This is a genomic window from Methylomagnum ishizawai, from assembly GCF_019670005.1.
Lineage (GTDB): Bacteria > Pseudomonadota > Gammaproteobacteria > Methylococcales > Methylococcaceae > Methylomagnum > Methylomagnum ishizawai.
The window spans coordinates 61,990-81,744 of the sequence record NZ_AP019785.1 but is presented as its reverse complement, the minus strand read 5'-3'; the positions used below and the strand labels follow the sequence as shown (position 1 = coordinate 81,744).

Annotated in this window: 12 protein-coding genes and 5 pseudogenes; 12 read left to right on the top strand and 5 right to left on the bottom strand. The window is 63.8% G+C overall.

Annotated features, from left to right (window positions below; translation table 11 throughout):
• Window positions 1-81: 81 nt before the first annotated feature.
• Window positions 82-315, bottom strand: a complete 234-nt coding sequence (locus K5658_RS22100; protein ID WP_221067250.1) for a hypothetical protein — start codon at window positions 313-315, stop codon at window positions 82-84.
• A gap of 120 nt (window positions 316-435) precedes the next feature.
• Between K5658_RS22100 and K5658_RS22095 the strand changes: the two genes are divergently transcribed.
• From K5658_RS22095 to K5658_RS22085, 4 genes are all read left to right on the top strand, one after another.
• Window positions 436-1,764: a transposase gene (locus tag K5658_RS22095; RefSeq protein ID WP_221063785.1), complete on the top strand. Its 1,329-nt coding sequence runs from the start codon at window positions 436-438 to the stop codon at window positions 1,762-1,764.
• 87 nt (window positions 1,765-1,851) lie between these two features.
• Window positions 1,852-2,337 carry a helix-turn-helix domain-containing protein gene (locus K5658_RS23780; protein ID WP_221064728.1) on the top strand — a complete coding sequence of 162 codons (486 nt, stop codon included), beginning with the start codon at window positions 1,852-1,854 and terminating at the stop codon, window positions 2,335-2,337.
• A 29-nt stretch (window positions 2,338-2,366) separates the two neighbouring features.
• Window positions 2,367-2,747 carry a transposase family protein gene (locus K5658_RS23775; RefSeq protein WP_221063574.1) on the top strand — a complete coding sequence of 127 codons (381 nt, stop codon included), beginning with the start codon at window positions 2,367-2,369 and terminating at the stop codon, window positions 2,745-2,747.
• A 456-nt stretch (window positions 2,748-3,203) separates the two neighbouring features.
• Window positions 3,204-5,462, top strand: coding sequence for a fibronectin type III domain-containing protein (locus K5658_RS22085; RefSeq protein WP_221067249.1), 2,259 nt, complete (start codon window positions 3,204-3,206; stop codon window positions 5,460-5,462).
• 40 nt (window positions 5,463-5,502) lie between these two features.
• Here the strand turns inward: K5658_RS22085 and K5658_RS23770 are convergent.
• Window positions 5,503-5,715 (bottom strand): annotated as a pseudogene (locus K5658_RS23770) (ISNCY family transposase); the annotation flags it as partial.
• Between the two features lie 145 nt (window positions 5,716-5,860).
• Here K5658_RS23770 and K5658_RS22080 point away from each other — a divergent pair.
• A pseudogene (locus tag K5658_RS22080) lies at window positions 5,861-7,422 on the top strand (IS3 family transposase).
• Between the two features lie 44 nt (window positions 7,423-7,466).
• On the opposite strand, the pseudogene ltrA reads toward K5658_RS22080, so the two are convergent.
• Window positions 7,467-8,715, bottom strand: a pseudogene (gene ltrA, locus K5658_RS22075) (group II intron reverse transcriptase/maturase).
• 1,019 nt (window positions 8,716-9,734) lie between these two features.
• On the opposite strand from ltrA, the gene K5658_RS22070 reads away from it, so the two are divergent.
• The 3 genes and pseudogenes from K5658_RS22070 to K5658_RS23765 all read left to right on the top strand — a co-directional run bounded on the left by K5658_RS22070 (window position 9,735) and on the right by K5658_RS23765 (window position 11,409).
• A complete protein-coding gene (locus K5658_RS22070; RefSeq protein WP_221067248.1) occupies window positions 9,735-9,953 on the top strand; it encodes a hypothetical protein in 219 nt (72 codons plus the stop codon).
• Window positions 9,954-10,265: 312 nt separating this feature from the next.
• Window positions 10,266-10,766 (top strand): annotated as a pseudogene (locus K5658_RS24255) (LamG-like jellyroll fold domain-containing protein); the annotation flags it as partial.
• A 13-nt stretch (window positions 10,767-10,779) separates the two neighbouring features.
• Window positions 10,780-11,409, top strand: a complete 630-nt coding sequence (locus K5658_RS23765; RefSeq protein ID WP_246628691.1) for a hypothetical protein — start codon at window positions 10,780-10,782, stop codon at window positions 11,407-11,409.
• 105 nt (window positions 11,410-11,514) lie between these two features.
• Here K5658_RS23765 and K5658_RS22060 read toward each other — a convergent pair whose 3' ends face one another.
• A complete protein-coding gene (locus tag K5658_RS22060; RefSeq protein ID WP_221067246.1) occupies window positions 11,515-12,549 on the bottom strand; it encodes a DUF8189 domain-containing protein in 1,035 nt (344 codons plus the stop codon).
• 287 nt (window positions 12,550-12,836) lie between these two features.
• Between K5658_RS22060 and K5658_RS22055 the strand changes: the two genes are divergently transcribed.
• Window positions 12,837-14,108: an MgtC/SapB family protein gene (locus tag K5658_RS22055; RefSeq protein WP_221067245.1), complete on the top strand. Its 1,272-nt coding sequence runs from the start codon at window positions 12,837-12,839 to the stop codon at window positions 14,106-14,108.
• Between the two features lie 431 nt (window positions 14,109-14,539).
• Entirely contained in the window at window positions 14,540-15,661 is a 1,122-nt protein-coding gene (locus K5658_RS22050) for a beta-propeller fold lactonase family protein (RefSeq protein ID WP_221067336.1), read from the top strand.
• Here K5658_RS22050 and K5658_RS22045 read toward each other — a convergent pair.
• Window positions 15,634-17,210, bottom strand: a pseudogene (locus K5658_RS22045) (IS3 family transposase). The gene K5658_RS22050 and the pseudogene K5658_RS22045 overlap by 28 nt on opposite strands.
• A gap of 141 nt (window positions 17,211-17,351) precedes the next feature.
• Here K5658_RS22045 and K5658_RS22040 point away from each other — a divergent pair.
• The gene (locus K5658_RS22040) at window positions 17,352-17,822 is read left to right on the top strand and encodes a hypothetical protein (RefSeq protein WP_221067335.1); all 471 of its coding nucleotides are present in this window, start codon (window positions 17,352-17,354) and stop codon (window positions 17,820-17,822) included.
• A 171-nt stretch (window positions 17,823-17,993) separates the two neighbouring features.
• Window positions 17,994-19,751: a choice-of-anchor Q domain-containing protein gene (locus K5658_RS22035; protein ID WP_221067334.1), complete on the top strand. Its 1,758-nt coding sequence runs from the start codon at window positions 17,994-17,996 to the stop codon at window positions 19,749-19,751.
• Window positions 19,752-19,755: the final 4 nt, after the last annotated feature.

Sequence of the window (19,755 nt, the reverse complement as noted above, 5' to 3'; positions counted from 1 at the left end):
GCAATGCCCACAACAGGAGCAGGCCGACCGTAAGCCGCTTCCGGGGCCGCTTGGCCAGCGGGGGAACATGGTGGGCCCGCCCTAACCAGCGGTCCGGCGCAAGGCGTTCCCGAGCAGCCGCCACTGTCCTCCGTCCAACCATTTTCCGCACCACGCGGCAATCCGTCCGGGATCGGATTGTGCGGCCTCGAATTCCGCCTGGGCGCGGGCGGGCTCCGCGGCGGGCCACCACGGGCGGGTGGCGAACTGGCGCAGGATATACGCCCTGACCTGTTCGCTATTGGCAGCGTCGATGTCGAAAATGTGACCGGCCATGGGGAACCTCCTGGGAATAATCCACTTATCCCGGCTGAGTCCCTAGACACAGCCCTTTCAAACTGAAATAACCGATAGTATTATCGGCGCTCAACATACCAACACCAATAGTCGAGATCAATGCTAGAGCTATTCCGCCAGAAAATGCCCCTGTCCTGCCTGCTGCACGGCCTACTGGAACGCTGCTTTGCGGCGGAGAGGCTGGACAGGATTTTCCTGGAGAACGCGAAGGAGCAATACACGCGGGAAATCCTATTTTCGACGGTGTGCGACCTCATGCTGAGCGTGGTCCTCAAGGTCCATCCCTCGATCAACGCGGCCTACCAGAAACACCCGGAACCCCTGGGGGTAACGGTATCCGCGCTCTACGAGAAACTCAAGGGCGTTGAATTATCCGTGTCCCAAGCCCTGCTGCGCGATACCTCGGAAGACCTGTCGGATATTCTCGATGCCCTGGGTTTCACCCCCGAACCCTGGTTGCCGGGTTATCCGGTCCGCCTCCTCGACGGCAACTGTCTGGCGGCGAGCGAGAAACGCCTCGCCGTCCACCGCGAGGTCGGCGGTGCCGCGTTGCCGGGCAAGTCGCTGGTGGTGTTCGACCCGGAGCGCCGCCTGATGCGGGACGTGTTCCCTTGCGAGGACGGACATGCCCAGGAGCGCCGCCTGCTCGACGCCGTGGCCGGTATCCCCAAGGCCGGCGAACTGTGGATCGCCGACCGCAACTTCTGCACCGTGGGATTCCTCGACCGGCTCCAGGGCCGGAACGCCCACGCCTTGATGCGCTTGCACCTGAACCTGCCGCTGACCGAGGAAACCCTGTTTTCCCAGGCCGGGGAACAGGGCGGCGGGCGGCTTTTGGAAAAGCGGGTCGGCGTGGCCGGGCGGCCCTATCGCCTCGTCCGCGTCGAACTCGAACAACCCACCCGCGACGGCGATGCCTTCGTCGATATCCTGACCGACCTCCCGGCGGACATACCCGCCGCCACCGTCGCCGACCTCTACCGCAGGCGCTGGACCCTGGAAACCGCGTTCCAACACGTCGAAAAACATTTCAAGTCCGAGATCGAAACCCTGGCCTATCCCAAGGCCGCCCTGTTCGGATTCGCCCTGGCCCTGGTCGCCTATAACCTCTTCTCGGTCATGATCTCGGCGCTGGACTGCGCCCATGGAAAACCCGTGTCCAAGGATATCTCCGGGTATTATCTCTCCCACGAGATCGCCGCCACTTTCCTCGCGCTCATCCAACTCAGCGGGGTCGGCGACTGGCTGTTCGTCTCCGAACAAACCCCGGCGGAATTCGCCGCGTGGCTGCGCGAAACCGCCCGGAACATCCCGTTGCGTACCCTCAAAAAGCATCCGCGCGGCCCGAAAAAGCCCATCGACAAACCGCCCTACGACCCGAAACAGCCACATGTCTCGACATATCAATTACTTAGGAAGAAGAAGTAGTCACTTTGAAAGGGCTGGTCCCTAGACATTATTAAAAACCACTAACTTAGTTGGTATCATAAAAATAAATATTTTTAATTACGTGATATGTTTTCATACGAAACTGCAAAACAAGATGAAAGGACGTTTCTCAGCTTGACGAGTTTGACGGTCCAAGAGTTTTCTGAGCTATGCGTCTTATTCGGAAGGCATTGGAACGAGTTCACCAAGCAAAGCGAGAGGAATCCCGGCAAGGGAGGACGACCCCATGCGCTGAAAACCATGGAGGATCGCCTGCTTTTCATCCTTTTCTACCTGAAAACCTACCCGCTCCAGGAAGTCATTGCCTATTCCTTTGGTATTAGCCAGGGGGCCGCCAATATTCTGATCCATCAGTTCAGCCATATACTCAAACTTGCCTTGCAGGAAGGCGGTTTTGTCCCGCCAAGGTTAACCGATGAAATGTTGGAAAGACTCAACCAGGAACATCCTCAAGACTACGGCATAGACGGCACCGAAAGGCGTATTGTCCGGCCCTCCAACGCGGATGCGGAAAGGGGAGTTTATAGCGGTAAAAAAAAGCCCACACCCTGAAGAACAACCTGGTTGCCGGTCTGGAAGATATGCAAATCAAGGGGTTGAGCGGAACCCACGAAGGGAAGAAGCATGATAAGAAAATCTGCGACGAGGAGGGTATCCTCTTGCCGGAAGGCAGCGATCTTTACCGGGACACCGGGTTTCAAGGCCACGAAATGGAAGGGGTGAATATCCATCAACCCAAGAAGAAACCGCGCGGCGGGGAACTCACGGATGAAGAAAAGGAAAACAACCGCCTGATTTCCAGTATCAGAGTCGTTGTTGAGCATGTGATCGCCGGGGTGAAACGTTGCCGGATTGTGAAGGACGTGTTCCGTAATACCTTGTCAGGATACGACGACGATGTGATGGAACTGGCCTGTGCGCTACATAACTTCAGGAGTTATCAGCGCCGCGTTTCCTACTGAGCGCCAGGAAACGGAATAATAGTCATATCGGCCTTTAGTCCGGTCATTCTTCGGCCATAGATAACCAGAATCTATGGGTTCACATCCTGATTCACAGATAGGCCATCTGATGATGGTTGAGACGTTTGCCATGCCGGATTTCAGCATGAGTTTGTGAATCTACGTAACAATTTGGTTTTTAATAATGTCTCATCAGCGCCGCAAAAATTTTTTTTGCCAATCATGCCGTGATTGCTGGTTTTGGATCGCCAAAAATATCCGTTTCCATCGCCTCGCAAGTATATATGGCCGTGTTTTGTGGAATATTTTAATCTTCAATAGAAAAACAAAATGACATGCCAATAGGATTGGCATCGTATTCCGCCTATAAAAACTGGCAAGTTTGACTATTGGGTCTACGATTGTTCAGGTCGCCGAATGGATTTTCGCAAGGCCGATAACATCGAGGTCCCCGCCATGAACATTTACCCGCCGCGCCTCGTCCCCGTTGTTTTCCTGCTGTCCTTGTTCGCGCACAACCTCCAGGCCGCGAGCCCGGTCCAGATTTACGCGACCACCCAAAAGACACCCGCGCCACAAATCACGCTCAACCTCTCGGAACCCAACGCGTGGTGGGGCCAGGAGACCTACACCATTTACCGGACCACCGCCATCGGCAACTTCAAAGGAAGCTGGGGCATGCCGGTCGCGACCATCGACACCACCCCGGCCGCGACCTGGACCGATACCCAGGTGGCCGCGGGCACGGCCTATGAATACCGGGTGGTGCCCGCTTGGTCCGATGTGGACGAGGCATACATCCTGGCCGGGATCGAACTACCCCAGGTGGAAAGCCGCGGGAAAATCGTGCTGGTGGTCGATAACCAGTTTTCGGCCGGTTTGGCCTTCGAGATCCAGCGCTTGGAGCGGGACCTGGCGGGGGATGGATGGACCGTGCTGCGCGTCGATGTCTCCCGCGACGAACCGGCCACCAAGATCAAAGGACGGATCAAAGCCCTATACCGCTCCGACCCGGCCAACACGGTCGCGGTGTTCCTGCTCGGCCATATCCCCGTGGTCCACTCGGGCTGGATGAATCCCGACCAGCATGGCAGCCGCCCCGCGCCGACCGATGCCTTCTACGCGGACATGGACGGGGTATGGACCGATACCCGGGTCAACGGCGACAACCGCGCCATAGGCGGTTATGACTGGTGGATCAATGTGCCGAGGGATGGGAAATTCGATCAAACCCTGATCCCCTCCGACCTCGAACTCCAGGTGGGCCGCGTCGATTTCTACGATATGACCGCCTTCTACCGGCTCGGCGCGACCGAGCAGGAAATGCTGCGCACCTATCTGGACAAGGACCACGCCTTCCGCGCCAAGGCCTTCGCCGTGGAAAACCGCGCCGCCCAGATGGGCTCGGAAACCGGCAAGTACAATTTCCAGCAGATGTTCGGCACCGCGCCGACCTTCATGGTCCCGGATTCGAACGACAGCGCGGCATGGTTCGGCCTCTTCGAGGACGACAGCTATCTCTGGCTGCTCAAGGGCGGCGGCGGCGGCTATTACGACGGCACGGTCGGCATCGGTTCCACCGCCGATTTCGCCCGCTCCCCCGGCGTCAAGATCGTCTTCAACAGCTGGTTCGCCAGCTTCTATTCCGAATGGGACGTGGAGAACGCCTTCCTGCGGGCGCCCCTGGCCGCGAAGGGCTATGGGCTGGTGAATTTCTGGTCCGAGAACCCCGATTGGGTGCTGCACCAGATGGCGCTGGGCGGGACGATAGGCGCGGCCGCCCGGCTGAGCCAGAACAACGACCTCTACTATGCCCTAAAGGGGTATCCCGTCGAGAACGATCCCCCGATGGAACTGAACCGGCGCGGCGTGCATTTGAACCTGCTGGGCGATCCGAGCCTGCGGATGCATATCGTGGCCCCGCCCTCGAACGTGAGGGCGGGGCCGTCCGGTCTGGTGACTTGGGACGCTTCGCCGGAAGCGGGCTTGTTGGGATACGACGTGTACGGCGGGCGGTCCGCGACCGGACCCTTCGTGAGGTTGAACGCCACCCCCGTTTCCGGCCCGGCCTACGCGGTCGGCAATCCGGTCCGGGGGGCGCGTTATCAGGTCAAGGCGGTGAAGCTCGACGCCTCGTCCGGCAGCGGCACCTACCTCAACACCAGCGTGGGCGTCCTCGATGAACAAGCGCCCAGGGCGCTGCTGGCCGAACCCCTCGCCAGCAACCAACTGCGGATCGTGTTCGATAAGGCGTTGGATCAAGCCTCCGCCGAAACCCCAGGGCATTACGCGATCAACAATGGCGTCGCCGTTTCCTCCGCCACCCTGCAATCCGACCGGCACACCGTCGTCCTCGGCACCACGCCGCATACCAGCGGCATGGCCTACGCCTTGACCCTCCAAGGCCTCGCCGATTCCCTGACGCCGCCCAATAGCTCCGCCTCTAGCCAACGGTTGCCGTATCTGTATGCGGAACGTCCCGAATATTCGCCCGATGGCGATACCACCGCGCTTTGGCCCCTGAACGGCAACGGCGACGACGCCAGCGGCCATGGTTATACCGTGACGCTGGGCGGCGATGCCGCGTTCACCGCCCCCGGCAAGGGCGTGGCCGGGCCGTCGCGGGAATGCCTGAAGGTCTCCAGCAATTCTCATTTTGGCCGAATCGCCCGGTTTCCGGGGATGGCGGGAGGGGTTCGAAGCTTTTCAGCATGAAGTCCATCAACGCGTCCCAGGACTGGAAGCATAGGTAGCTGGTCAAGGCGCGGATATCGTTGAACATGCGCTTGCGCGAGGGCAGCTTCTGGCGCAGCAGGCGGTACTTGCCGTCCATCCAATCCAATACGGTGTGGGTTAGGAAAGCCAGGATGATGAGGCTGGCGAGCAAGGACGAGGGGTGTTCCCGGCCATGGCCGTAGTTGTGCTGGAAATGGTAACCCTGGGTTTTCAGCGTGTTGTTGTTCTCGTGGCGAGTAGGCCGGAGGAATTTCACCCCCGGCCTCTCACAGAACGGTGCGTGAACCTCTCGACTCACACCGCTCCCACCCCCGGCGTCAGAATAGTTGTCGCCTCTAATTTTCCGAATGAAAGAGGAAAGAAGAGGACAATTGCCCATGATTACGACGTATTCCGCAGAGTTCAAAGAGCAAGCGCTTCGGAAGGTGTTTGCGCGTGGCCGCCGGTCGATAAAAGAGGTGGCCGAGGAACTGAACATGAACCACTTGACCTTGAAGGGCTGGATGAAAAAGAAATTACCCGAGGCGGTACGCGGCGCGGTGAAGCGGGAGAGGCGTCCCGGGGACTGGCGCCCGGAGGAACGGTTGGCGGCGTTGCAGGAGAGCCATGGCTTGGAAGGGAAGCCCTGAACGCCCGGTGCCGGGAGCGCGGCCTGTTCGCCCACCAGCTGGACGGTTGGAAGCGGGACTTTGCCGGGATCCAGGGGGCACGGGAGAGGCATCGACGAACGCCCGGGAACTGCGGGTCCTCAAGGAGCGCAACCAGAGCCTCGAACGGGAATTGGCGCGTAAGGACAAGGCGCTGGCGGAGGCGGCGGCGTTGCTGGTCCTTCAAAAAAGTACCGGGCGCTCTTGGGGGAGGGAAGAATGACCCCGCCGCAAGAGCGCGAAACCGTGACCGCCCTGATCGACGAGGCCACGGCGCCGGCGCGCGCCTGGAGCGGGCCTGCGGGGTGCTGGGGTTGTCCGCCCGCACCGTCCAGCGCTGGCGTTCCGGGGACGGCGTCCAGGCCGACCGGCGGCCCGCGCGGGTGTACGTTCCACCCCACAAGCTGAGCGAGGCCGAGCGGGCCAAGGTGCTGGCGGTGGCCAACTCCCCGAGTTCGGCCATTTGCCGCCGTGCCAGATCGTGCCCCGGCTGGCGGACCGGGGAATACGGCCTCGGAATCGACCTTCCACCGCATCCTCAAGGCCGAAAACCAGTTGGCGCACCGCCGGGCCGAACGGCCGGGACAGCCGCGCGGCAAGCCCAGGGCCCTGTGCGCCACGGCTCCCAATCAAGTCTACTGCTGGGACATCACCTATTTGCCCGCCGCGATCCGGGGCCAGTTCTTCTACCTCTATCTGTTCCTCGACCTGTTCAGCCGCAAGGTCGTGGGCTGGCAGGTCTACGGCGAGGAAAGCAGCGCCCTGGCCGGCGAACTCCTGCGCGACGTATGTCGGCGCGAGGGCGTGGCCCCGGGCGAGTCGTCCTACATTCGGACAACGGCGGGCCCATGAAAGGCTCGACCATGCTCGCGACCTTGCAATCCCTCGGCGTCGCGGCGTCCTTCAGCCGGCCCGCCGTCAGCAACGACAACCCCTATGCCGAGGCGGTGTTCAAGACCCTGAAATACCGGCCCGACCATCCGGTCCGGCCGTTCGACGACGGCGGCGGCGCGCCGTTGGGCCGAAGGCTGGTCCGGTGGTACAACCACGAGCACCGCCACGGCGCGATCCGCTTCGTCACCCCCGCCGAGCGGCATGCCGGCCAGGACGCCGACCTCCTGAAGCGGCGCCGAGCCGTCTATGAGGCCGCCCGCGCACGGCATCCGCAACGATGGACCGGTGGCCTCCGCAATTGGCGGCCGATCCCGGCCGTACACCTGAACCCGGAACGATCAGCCGCGCCAGCCAAGACCCAATCCGAGGTTCACGCCACGCCTCCAAAAGCGGCCTGAACCCACAACGGCGAGGCGACAACTACATTGAAATCTTCCGCCCATCAAGCAAACGCCCCTACCATTTTTCTTTGCCAATGCACGAAGAGGTGAGGCTGTTTCTCGGAAAGTCCCTCAAGAAACCTGCTCGCCCGTGTCTTGCGGTCCTTCAGCCGCTTGTACTTCCTCATCGCCCAGGCCACCAGCGTCCTGTTGAAGTGCCTTAGGACCGGGTACATCGCCGACCGGCAGAACTTTCCGTAGTACTCCAACCAACCCCTCAGGATCGGATTGTGCAATCGGGAGATGTCCGCCAGGCTCAGTTCCGTTCGATTCCGATAGTTCAGCTTGCGTGTCGTTTCCCGCATGGCCTTGACCGCCGCCTTGCTCGCCGCCGGGGTGAAGCTCACGAACATAGTGTTGCGCTTGCGGTTCTTCACCAGCCTGGGGCGGAAGGTATAGCCGAGGAAGTCGAACTGCGTGTTCGGATATTTCCCCTTCCGGCTGCCATCCTTGCAGTAAACGACCTGGGTCTTGTCCGGATGCATTCGCAGCCCGCACTGGCCAAACCTTGCTTCGAGCGCCGCCCGCAGGGCCTGCGCTTCCCGCTCGGTCCGGCAATGTACCGGGCCATCGTCGGCATACCGGCACCATGGATTGCGGGGATGGGTTTTCGCCATCCAAACATCGAAGGCGTAATGAAGGAAGAGGTTGCTCAAGACGGGGCTGACAACACCGCCCTGGGGTACGCCCCGCGTGCGTTCGACGCAGGCACCATCCGCCAGTTGTAGCGGCACCGTCATCCAGCGCCTGAGGTAGAGCTTCGCCCATCCGCACTTCACATGCTTCTCGATGGCCTTGTCCAGCAGCGAATGGTCGATGTTGTCGAATAGGCCCTGGATATCGAACTCGAGCACCCAGTCATATTTCCAGCACCGCTCACGCGTGACCCCCACCGCGTCCAGCGCCGATTTTCCGGGCCGGTAACCGTAGGAGTCGGGCAGGAAGCACGCCTCGATGCCGGGTTCGATGACCTTCTTGACCACCATCTGCGCCACCCGGTCCGCCACCGTCGGCACGCCCAGGATGCGCTCCCCGCCCTTCTTCTTGGGAATGGCGACCGCCTTGACCGGCGGGGGAAATAGCTGCCCGACGACATCCGGTTCCAGATCCTGTGGAGGTTCCCTTGAGGTCGGACTCGAAGTCCTCGAGCGTTTGCCGGTCCACGCCCGCCGCTCCCGCATTGGCCTTGACCGCTTGGTACGCTTCGTACACCAGCCATTTGTCTATGGCATAGGGTTTTGCCACGCTCATCCGTTTCCTCCTGTCGCCAGTTGAACGCCAAGCGCGGCGGCTTGATCCGGTCCCTTCGCTCCGGCCGCATTACCGGCCTTCCCGCTACTACGGACCGGTCCGTCCCAGTGCCCCGCATCGGTACTCTCGCCTCGTGGTTTCTGCCACTTGTGCTTCTCCCTTGCCATCGGGGCGACTGGTTCCCGCAGTTCCACACAGAAGCCTGGATCAGCTTCACGCCTCCTATACGCCGACCGCCGCCCGCCCAGTAATCAGGTATCCGGCAGACTTGTCCCAGGGGATAGAGACGCCCCTGGTTTCGACGGCAAATCTCTGGCTTACGGCGCGTCATCGAAGGTTCACTTTCGTTCGTCTCTCTGATCCATACCTGCCCGGGGTATAGCCCCGACGCTTTGACCCCAACGCTCACCACCGACGGCTCTTGACCGCAGCGGCTTGGGGTGGTTTGAAGCCCGCTCCTGAAAGCCGACTCCGAGGGGCCTGCCCTCATCTTCCATGCAGCTTCTACACGGTTCGGCGGCTCTTCCCGAACCCCCTTTCCGTGTGCCTGCGGCACACGCTCGACCTTCCAGCGGCAGCGCCCGGCCTCGACGGTCGCGGCGTCGGTCGCGGCGTCGATGGGCCGGTCGGTGGCGAAGGCGTTGCGGTACAGCACCTTGCCATGGTCGTCCGTGGTGACCAGTTCGCACCAGTTGACCATCAGGGCGTCGTCGGCGTCGCGCAGGGGGACCGAGGCGGCGTAGCGGTAGGTGTCGGTCTCGTGGCGGCGGCCGGTCCAGCGCCGGTGGGCCACGGTGCCGACCGCGCCCTGGCGTTGCAGGTCGCCGAGCCATTCGTAGGTGACCGGGTGGGAGTCGGGCTTGCAGACCAGGACGAAGCCGAACCCCGAGGCCCGCAGTTCGCGGCAGAACGGCTCATGGCAATAGAGGTCGTCGCCGAGGACGGTGGCGCCGCGCAGGGCGGGGTCGGCCCCGTGTTCCGCCAGCCAGCGCTTGGCGGCGTTGAGCTCGCAGTCCTGCTTGTCCGCGCCATCCTGGGGGCGGATGAATTCCGGGGCCAGGGGGATCACCTTGTCGCCGCCCGGCTTGACCAGCACCGGGGTCAGCACCGTGTGGAAGTGCGTCTCCTTGCCGTTGGCGTGCCGACGGGTCGAACAGTGTTCGCAATGGATCGCCTGCGAGGAGAAGTACTCCGTCCCGTCCAGGGCCAGCAGGAGCGATCCCCCCGGCGTGCGGTAGCCGTCCAGCACGCCCGCCCGCGCCAAGGCCTCGGACAGGAAGCCGTAGACCGGCCCCAGCCGCTCCGGCGGGGTGGCGTCGAGCAGCGTGCGGATCTGGTTGTCCGAGGGAACCTCGTGGACCCCGAACAGCGTCCGGGCATTGTTGGTGCCGTGCGCTTGTTCCAGGCTGCGCTGGTAGTCCAGGAACGAGGGGCTCTGCGTGAAGAACACCGAGAACGCGCTCAGCGCCGCGTCCACCATCGTGTAGGTCTTGTTCCTGCCCCTCCTCGGGTCGGTGAACTCCCCGAAGGCGCCGCGCAGCCGCTTCGTGATGTCGTCCAGGGTCAGGACGAAAGGGCCAAAAGGGATGCTCATCGCAGGGACTCCGGTCAATCCATCAACGATGACGATAGCTGTTCAGCGCCAAAATGAGAATTGCCTGAAGGTCTCCAAGATCAACCCCCAAACCCAGGCCGGTGGTTACGCGGCCGCGACGATTCCCGACGCCGATATCCTGCCGAACTCCGGGAACGCGTCGCTCACCTTGGAGGCGTGGATTTATGTGGACGCCTGGTTTTCCTATGACAGCGGTTCCGCCCCGCTCATTTCGCTGCGGCAGACGTACAACTCGTATTTCGAATACCGGCAGAATATGTGGCAACTCCCCACCACCGGGTATTTCGGCACCGGCACCTGGGGGCCGGACAACTATAAGACCCTCCTGGCGGCCGCCGAGGTGAAGGAATTCATCCAGCCGGGGCGCTGGACCCATGTCGCGATGGTTTTCGATGGGGCGACGGAAAGCCATTCCGTGTATATCGACAAGAAGCTAAGGGCGGGGGCCGGTGCATTCGCCGGTCAACTGGGGGTATTCCAACGATTTCACGGTCACCCTGGGCAATTTCGATGGCTATATCGACGAGGTCCGCATCAGCAAGGTGGCGCGGGCCTTCAAGGCCGAGCAACGCATCGCCCAGTTCACCGCCGCGCCGTTCGCCGGAACCTATGGCGGCACCGCGGCCTTGCACGCCACCGGCGGGGATTCCGGCAATCCGGTTCGCTTCGCCGCCGCGACCCCGGAGGTCTGCGCCGTCTCCGGCAAAACCGTGATTTTCTTGGCGGCGGGCACCTGCACCGTGACTGCCGACCAAGCGGGCAACGCCGTTTACGACGCGGCCCCCCAGGCGACCCTGAACATCGGCGTGGGCAAGCTCGGCCAGACCATCGCTGCCATCGGCTTCGCCCATGCCCCGCTGATCGTGGGGGGCACCACCCAGGCCAGCGCCACGGCCAGTTCGGGATTGCCGGTGAGCTTCGGCACCACCACGCCGTCCATCTGCGCCACCGACGGGAACGGCCTCGTGACCGGCATCGCCGTCGGCAACTGCGCCGTCGTCGCCAACCAAGCGGGCAGCGCCGCCTATGACGCCGCGCGCCCACGGATCAAATATCTCGCGGTCAGGAAGGCGAACTAGGCCGAGGCTTCCGGCCCCGTGGGGATGGCAAATCGTCGGAAGTCCTGGATTCGGCGGTTTTTGGCGCGGCTGCAACCGCCGCGCCCGCAGGCCATCCCCCGTGATTCAAGGCCCGACGACGCTGGTCAGTTTGTTGTTCACGCCCCGGACCACGCAAACCACCTGCCCCGTGCCTAGGGCCGCGCAGGAGGGGGTGCCCACCCCGGTCCCGCCGACCTTGGTCCATCCCGACCAGCCGGTTCCGTTGTAGACGTTGGCCCAGAACGCGTTGTCGATGGCGACCACCCCGCAGACCAATTCGCCCGCGGCCTGGGTGGTGCAATCGGCGTTCTCGTTCACGCTGCCGCCGATCCCGGCATAGCCGTTCCAATCGCCCAGGGTCCAAGCGCCTCCTTTGAACAGGGCGCCATAGATTCCCGAGTTATAGGCCTTCGCGAAACAGACGACTTTCCCCCCCGAATTCATGGAGGTGCAATCGGGTTCGCCGCCGGCCAATCCGCCGAGCTTGAGGAATCCGGCCCACGCGTTCCCCGAGAAGCGGTTCACCACGGTGCCGCTCCCGGTCGTGAATATGGCGCAGACCACGCCGCCCACGCCGTCGGTAGTACAACCCGGAGCCGAGACTGCGGATGTCGCCAGATTGGCGAACGGGGTCCACGAAGCGCCGTTGAAGATGGACCAGGCCATCCCGCCGCTGGCGTTCCGGGCGGCGCAGAGTACACGGCCAGCGGTGAGTTCGGCGCAACTCGGGGCCGAATAGAGCGCCCCGGCGACGCTGGCCGGGGCGCTCCAGGTCGCGCCGTTGAAGAGGGTCGCCAGCAAGCCGCCATTGGTGGCCGTCGCGGCGCACACCACCTTGCCCGCGCCATCGCTGGCGCAACTGGGATCGGAGCCGACCGTTCCCGCCAGGTTGGTCCATGCCCCCCACGATGCCCCGTTGAACCGGTTCACCATGAGGCCGGACGTCCCGTTGCGGGCGGCGCATACAACGACCTGCCCGGTCGAGACCTGGGCGCAAGACGGATCGCCCTGGGCCGTGGCGGTGCCGGTCGGGATGAAACCACTCCAGGCCGCCGATACCGGCAGGGCCGGCATCGTCAAGCCCATAACAACGCCAATCACGAATCTGGATTTGAGCATGGTCGCGCACTCCTGTGCTGTGGGGTCCATGAGAAGTTGGGCAAGCTCCGGCGGCTGCTCTGCTTGGACCAGCGCCCGCTGCCGTGATTCCCCCGCCCATCGCTTCCGGGTCGGCCTTTAAGCCGCGCCCGGGGTTCCCGTGATGGCCGTCGATTCCCATGCGGAAACCGGCCTTGATCGTGGCGATCCCACTATTTTCGGCAATCAACGCGATGGCGGCACAAGCCCGGGCCGGTTCAAGGGCTGGTATATTCTCCGCCGCCCCTGGCCCCACGCCCGATCCATCCATGCCCCCGGATTTTATGGAAGACCTCGTTTCCAGCTGGTTCCCGCCGCTATTGGTCGATTTCCTCCTGACCGGCGCGTTGTCCTTGCTCATTGGCCTGGGCCTGCGGGAATACCACATCGCCGCCCAAAAGAACCCGGTTTTCGGTAGCACGCGGACCTGCGTGTTCATCGGCATGGCCGGTTTCGCGCTGTTCCAACTCGACCCGCTACGGCTTTCCTTTCTAGCCGGGATGTTGTTGATCGGCGCGTTGCTGGGCCTCTACTACCGGGCCAGGGTGGCGGAGGGCCAGTTCGGGATGATCAGCATCCTGGTCGCCTTCCTCTGCTACCTGCTCGGCCCGATCACCGAGACCTTTCCCAAGTGGTTCCTGGTGCTGTTCGCGATGGTTACCCTCTTGACCTTGAACGCCAAACCCAGAATCGCCTGGCTCGCCCGGACCATCGCCAACGACGATATCCTGAGCCTGGCCAAGTTCCTGGTGTTGGCCGGGGTAATCCTGCCGCTCGCGCCGGACGCGCCCATGGCGCCGCTGATCCCGGTTTCGCCCCATCAGACCTGGCTGGCGGTGGTGGTGGTCTGCGGGATTTCCTTCGCGGGCTACCTGCTCCATGCCTACGTGGCGCCGGGCAAGGGCTTGCTGCTGACCGGAGCCATCGGCGGCCTGTATTCGAGCACGGCCACCACGGTGGCCATCGCCCGCCAGTCCAGCCTCTCGCCCGGCGGCGACGGCGCGGCGGCGATTATCCTGGCGAGCGCGATCATGTTCTTGCGCCTGCTGGCCATCGCGGCGATTTTCAATGCGGCCTTGTGCTTGAGGTTGCTGCCGGTATTCCTGGTATTCGCCGGACTGCTGGGGGGGATGGCCTACCGGGTCAAGCGCCGGGGCGGTGGCGATGGGGCCGCGTCCTTGGAGCCACACGCCAATCCGTTGGACATCGGTTCCGCCCTCGTTTTCGCGCTGTTGTTCGTGACCATGACCGCCATCACCCATTGGGTCCTGCAACGCTATCCACATACGGGCCTGCTTTGGCTGTCCGGCGCGGTCGGCTTCGCCGATATCGATCCGTTCGTGCTTTCCCTGGTCCAGGGCGATTTCGCGGGGGCGGAGAGCCTCCTTGCCAAGGCGGTCGTCATCGCGGCCTCCAGCAATAATTTGCTAAAGGCCTTCTACGCATGGCTCTGGAGCGGCCGGGAAACCGGGAGGACGGCGGGGGGCGCGTTGCTGGGCTGCGCGGCGCTGGGATTCTTGACCGCGGCCTTGCTGCCCTGACCCTGCCCTTCGGGCCACCCCGCCTGGTTTGATGGGGCCTCGCCGAACCCGATCTTGATCGATTGCCAAACCGGTCGGCCCGAAGCGTTTGACCGAGGCCGTGAATTCCGCCTCGGGCATTCCGGTGGGCGCGGAGCCGGGTATTGGATGTAGCGATGAATATCGTTCAGTGCGCCATCGGAAATCTCGACCGATATGCTTCGTTGAAGCCGGAAAGCCCAGGGTGTAGAAAAGGACCGGGAGGGTGGCGCGGATCGATTATGCCTATTGCGAATAGGGGCCGGAACCACGGTTTTGGAACGGTTCTAGGCCGCCCTTGGGCCGGGCCGTTATCACCCGCCCATTGGAATTCATGCCGGGGTCGTCGGCGGGGTTGCCGGTTTTTCCGGCGATGGCGGGGAATGGGAATTCATCCCAGGGAGGATGATGCGATGAATGGATACCGCTCAGAATGGACCTCGATGATCCTCGGGGGCTTGTCCGTTATGGCTTTCGCGGCTTCCGGCCTGGGCACGGCGGAATCCGCGCCTTTCGCCTATATGGCGAATTATGTCAGCAACACCGTATCGGTGATCGATACCGCCAATAACACCGTGGTGAAAACCATCGAGTCCGACCAGTTGAACACCCCATGCGGGATGGCCATCAACCCCGCCGGAACCCAAGCCTATGTCCTGAATTGCTGGGTTTGGGGGTTCATAACCCTCATCGATATCCCCGCCAACACGGTCGCGGGCCAGATCCCGCTGGACGCCTCCCCGACCGGCGCGGTCTTCGCCCCCGACGGCACCCGCGCCTATGTGGCGATGACCTCCTATATTGGGTTTGGCAGCGTCGCGGTGGTCGATACGGCCACCCGGGCGGTGGTGGACACCATCCCCATCGGGGACCTCTCCCAAGGGATCGCCATCGCCCCCAACGGGAAGCGCGTTTACACGGCCTATACGGGGACGGGCGTGGAGACGGGCAATATCGCGGCGATCGACACGGCCACCGACACGGTGGTGGACACCATCCACACCGCCAACACCAATCTCTACGGCATCGCCATCGCCCCCGATGGAGCCCGCCTATACGCGACGAGCCCCGTCTCCGAATACCACACCGTTTCCGTGGTCGACACGGCCACGAATCTAGAGGCGGGGCCCCCGATCCCCGTCGGGTATTCGCCCCTCGGTCTGGCGATCACGCCGGATGGGAAATCCGCCTACGTGGCGAACAATGACTCCGATACCGTTTCGGTCATCGATACCGTCGGCCACCGGGTGGCGGGTCCTCCGATCCCCGTGGGGAGCAACCCCCGCCAGGTGGCCATCACCCCGGATGGGCGGTTCGCCTATGTGGCGAACTTCGGTTCCGGCACGGTATCGGTCATTTCCACGGCCACCCACACGGTGGTGGGTCCGCCGATCCGGGTGGGAACCTGGCCCAGCGGGATAGCCATCACGCCCGCCCCCGCCGCGCTCGACAACTTCAACCGCCCGGCGGAAGATTTCAATGTAGTTGTCGCCTCGCCGTTGTGGGTTCAGGCCGCTTTTGGAGGCGTGGCGTGAACCTCGGATTGGGTCTTGGCTGGCGCGGCTGATCGTTCCGGGTTCAGGTGTACGGCCGGGATCGGCCGCCAATTGCGGAGGCCACCGGTCCATCGTTGCGGATGCCGTGCGCGGGCGGCCTCATAGACGGCTCGGCGCCGCTTCAGGAGGTCGGCGTCCTGGCCGGCATGCCGCTCGGCGGGGGTGACGAAGCGGATCGCGCCGTGGCGGTGCTCGTGGTTGTACCACCGGACCAGGCCTTCGGCCCAACGGCGCGCCGCCGCCAGGTCGTCGAACGGCCGGACCGGATGGTCGGGCCGGTATTTCAGGGTCTTGAACACCGCCTCGGCATAGGGGTTGTCGTTGCTGACGGCGGGCCGGCTGAAGGACGCCGCGACGCCGAGGGATTGCAAGGTCGCGAGCATGGTCGAGCCTTTCATGGGCCCGCCGTTGTCCGAATGTAGGACGACCTGGCCCGGGGCCACGCCCTCGCGCCGACATACGTCGCGCAGGAGTTCGCCGGCCAGGGCGCTGCTTTCCTCGCCGTAGACCTGCCAGCCCACGACCTTGCGGCTGAACAGGTCGAGGAACAGATAGAGGTAGAAGAACTGGCCCCGGATCGCGGCGGGCAAATAGGTGATGTCCCAGCAGTAGACTTGATTGGGAGCCGTGGCGCACAGGGCCCTGGGCTTGCCGCGCGGCTGTCCCGGCCGTTCGGCCCGGCGGTGCGCCAACTGGTTTTCGGCCTTGAGGATGCGGTGGAAGGTCGATTCCGAGGCCAGGTATTCCCCCCGGTCCGCCAGCCGGGGCACGATCTGGCACGGCGGCAAATGGCCGAACTCGGGGGAGTTGGCCACCGCCAGCACCTTGGCCCGCTCGGCCTCGCTCAGCTTGTGGGGTGGAACGTACACCCGCGCGGGCCGCCGGTCGGCCTGGACGCCGTCCCCGGATCGCCAGCGCTGGACGGTGCGGGCGGACAACCCCAGCACCCCGCAGGCCCGCTCCAGGCGCGCGCCGGCGGCGGTGGCCTCGTCGATCAGGGCGGTCACGGTTTCGCGCTCTTGCGGCGGGGTCATTCTTCCCCTCCCCCCAAGAGCGCCCGGTACTTTTTTTGAAGGACCAGCAACGCCGCCGCCTCCGCCAGCGCCTTGTCCTTACGCGCCAATTCCCGTTCGAGGCTCTGGTTGCGCTCCTTGAGGACCCGCAGTTCCCGGGCGTTCGTCGATGCCTCTCCCGTGCCCCCTGGATCCCGGCAAAAGTCCCGCTTCCAACCGTCCAGCTGGTGGGCGAACAGGCCGCGCTCCCGGCACCAGGCGTTCAGGGCTTCCCCTTCCAAGCCATGGCTCTCCTGCAACGCCGCCAACCGTTCCTCCGGGCGCCAGTCCCCGGGACGCCTCTCCCGCTTCACCGCGCCGCGTACCGCCTCGGGTAATTTCTTTTTCATCCAGCCCTTCAAGGTCAAGTGGTTCATGTTCAGTTCCTCGGCCACCTCTTTTATCGACCGGCGGCCACGCGCAAACACCTTCCGAAGCGCTTGCTCTTTGAACTCTGCGGAATACGTCGTAATCATGGGCAATTGTCCTCTTCTTTCCTCTTTCATTCGGAAAATTAGAGGCGACAACTATTCTGACGCCGGGGGCCGGCGGGCGCGCTGGGAGCGAACTGGGGCGGGTCCTCCGGGATTGGCGGCTACGCGATCCTCAACCACCAGGTGAAGGTCCGCTCCGGCGGCCCCATCTACTGGAAGCCGAACCGCTTCGGCGTCGACGAACGGGCCTCCGTGACGCTGTCCAGGGTGAACCCCGGCGGCTTCGAGCATGGCCTGGTCCTCAAGGCCCAGTCCACCGACTACCGGCGCGGCGTGGTCAACGTGGACTACCGCGCCAGGGAGAGGGCGGTGCTGGTATCGACGCTGCTGCCGAACGGGCGCTGGAAGGACTACCCCTTGCTCCGTTCCCAAGTCTTCAGGAACGGCGACCGGCTCGGCGCGTCGGTCTACGGGACCGGCCCCAGGGCCGGGACGGTCCGCGTCTACCGGAACGGGGGCGAGATCGGCGCGGTGGCCCTGGACCGGGCCGACAGGGCCTTCTTCGACCCGCGCGGCGGTTACGTCGGGCTGTGGTTCGGCGATGCCGCCGGGGCGGAATTCGACGACTTCGGGGGCGGGAATGCCGCGCCATAGCCCGCGCGGACCGGACGGGGCTTCCACAGCCATGAAGAAAAAAGTGGCCGCTTTTATCGAGGAGGGCCTCCTTTGGGAGGGCGCTCGTTTGGCAACAAACATCAGGGAGGATGGATCATGGCTACAGCTTGGCTCATAAGGCACCTTCGTTGCCGATCATTTTTCGCGGCCATGCCGCTGCTATTCGCGGCCGGATCCGGCTCCACGACCGCGGCGACCATCATCGTCAACGGCACCACATGCGGCCTGGTCGACGCCATCGCCGCCGCCAACCGCAACGCCGCCACCAACGGATGCCCTGCGGGCGACGACCGGAATGGCGGCGGCGATATCATCGACCTCCGGGTCGATGTCTCTTTGACGGCGGTGGACAACACCGACCCGGATGGCGTCGGCAATGGCCTGCCCGCGGTCGTCGGCACCCTCACGGTCAACGGCAACCACCACACGGTCGCCCGCGCGGCGGGAGCACCACCGTTCCGGCTGTTCGACTCCACCAGCGCCCAACTCACCCTCAACCGGATCACGGTGAAGGGGGGCGACGCGTTCGGGTCCGAAACCGGCGGCGGCGGAATCAAAGGCACGGTCACGCTCAACGAAAGCACCGTCACCGGAAACCAAGCCACCTGGGGGGGCGGCATCTACGGCTCCGGGCCGGTCGTCCTCATCAACAGCACCGTCTCGGACAATCTCTTTTTGGATGAAGGGGGCGGCATCTACGGTGCCGGGCCGGTCACCCTGCAAGGCAGCACCGTCTCCGGCAACAAGCCCTCCGAACCCGGCTTCAATTGCGCATACGCGGGCGGCGGCATCTACGGCGTCGGGGCGGTCACCCTGACCAACAGCACGGTCTTCGGGAACGAGGCCTGCGCCTACCGCGGCTTGACGGAGGGCGGTGGCGTTTACGGCGAAACAAAGGTTACGCTTATCCATAGCACCGTCACATTCAACCAGGTCTATGCGCCGGGTCTTTATAGCTATGCCACCGGTGGCGGCGTTTATGCGCGCGAAGGCGGTGTCGGCAAGTTGATCAATTCGATCGTCGCGGACAACTCACCGAACGATATCGACGGGGCCTGCGAGTTCGCGGGGCTCAACCTTGTCTCGGACAACAGTTGCAACGCCGCCGCTTCCGGCCAACTGACCGGCTACGCGGGGCTCGCGGGCCTGGCCGACAACGGCGGCCCCACCCAAACCCAGGCATTGACGTCCGATAGCCAGGCGGTAGACCGGATCGTGTTCGTTCCGGGTCGGGGCTGCGCCAACACCGGCGTGACGGCCGACCAGCGTGGGTTGGGCCGTCCGCAACCCCCCGGCGGCAAGTGCGATATCGGCGCCTTCGAATACATCGACGTGCTCGACGACTTCAACCGCCCGGACGGCGCGTTGAGGGTCCATTGGAGCGGATCCGTGGGACCCGGGGACTACATGATCCTGAACGGCCGGGCGAAGGTCCGCTCCGGGGGACCGGCCTACTGGAAGCCGACCCGCTTCGGCGTCAACGCGCAGGCCTTCGTGACGCTGGCCAAGGTCAACCAAGGCGGCTTCGAGCATGGACTGATGCTCAAGGTCCAGTCGACCTCCAAGGCCATCGACTACCGGCTGGGCGTGATCAACGTGGACTACCGCGCTAGGGACAAGGCGGTACTGGTCTCGACGCTGCTGCCCAACGGGCGCTGGAAGGAATACCCATTGCTCCGCTCCCGTGCGTTCGGGAACGGCGACCGGCTCGGCGCGCTGGTGTACGGGACCGGGTCCAAGGCCGGGACGGTCCATGTTTACAAGAATGGCGTCGAGGTGGGCGCGGTGGCCCTGGACCGGGCCGACAGGGCCTTCTTCGACCCGCGCGGCGGTTACGTCGGGCTATGGTTCGGCGACGCCGCCGGGGCGGAATTCGACGACTTCGGGGGTGGGAATGTCGCCCCATAGCCCA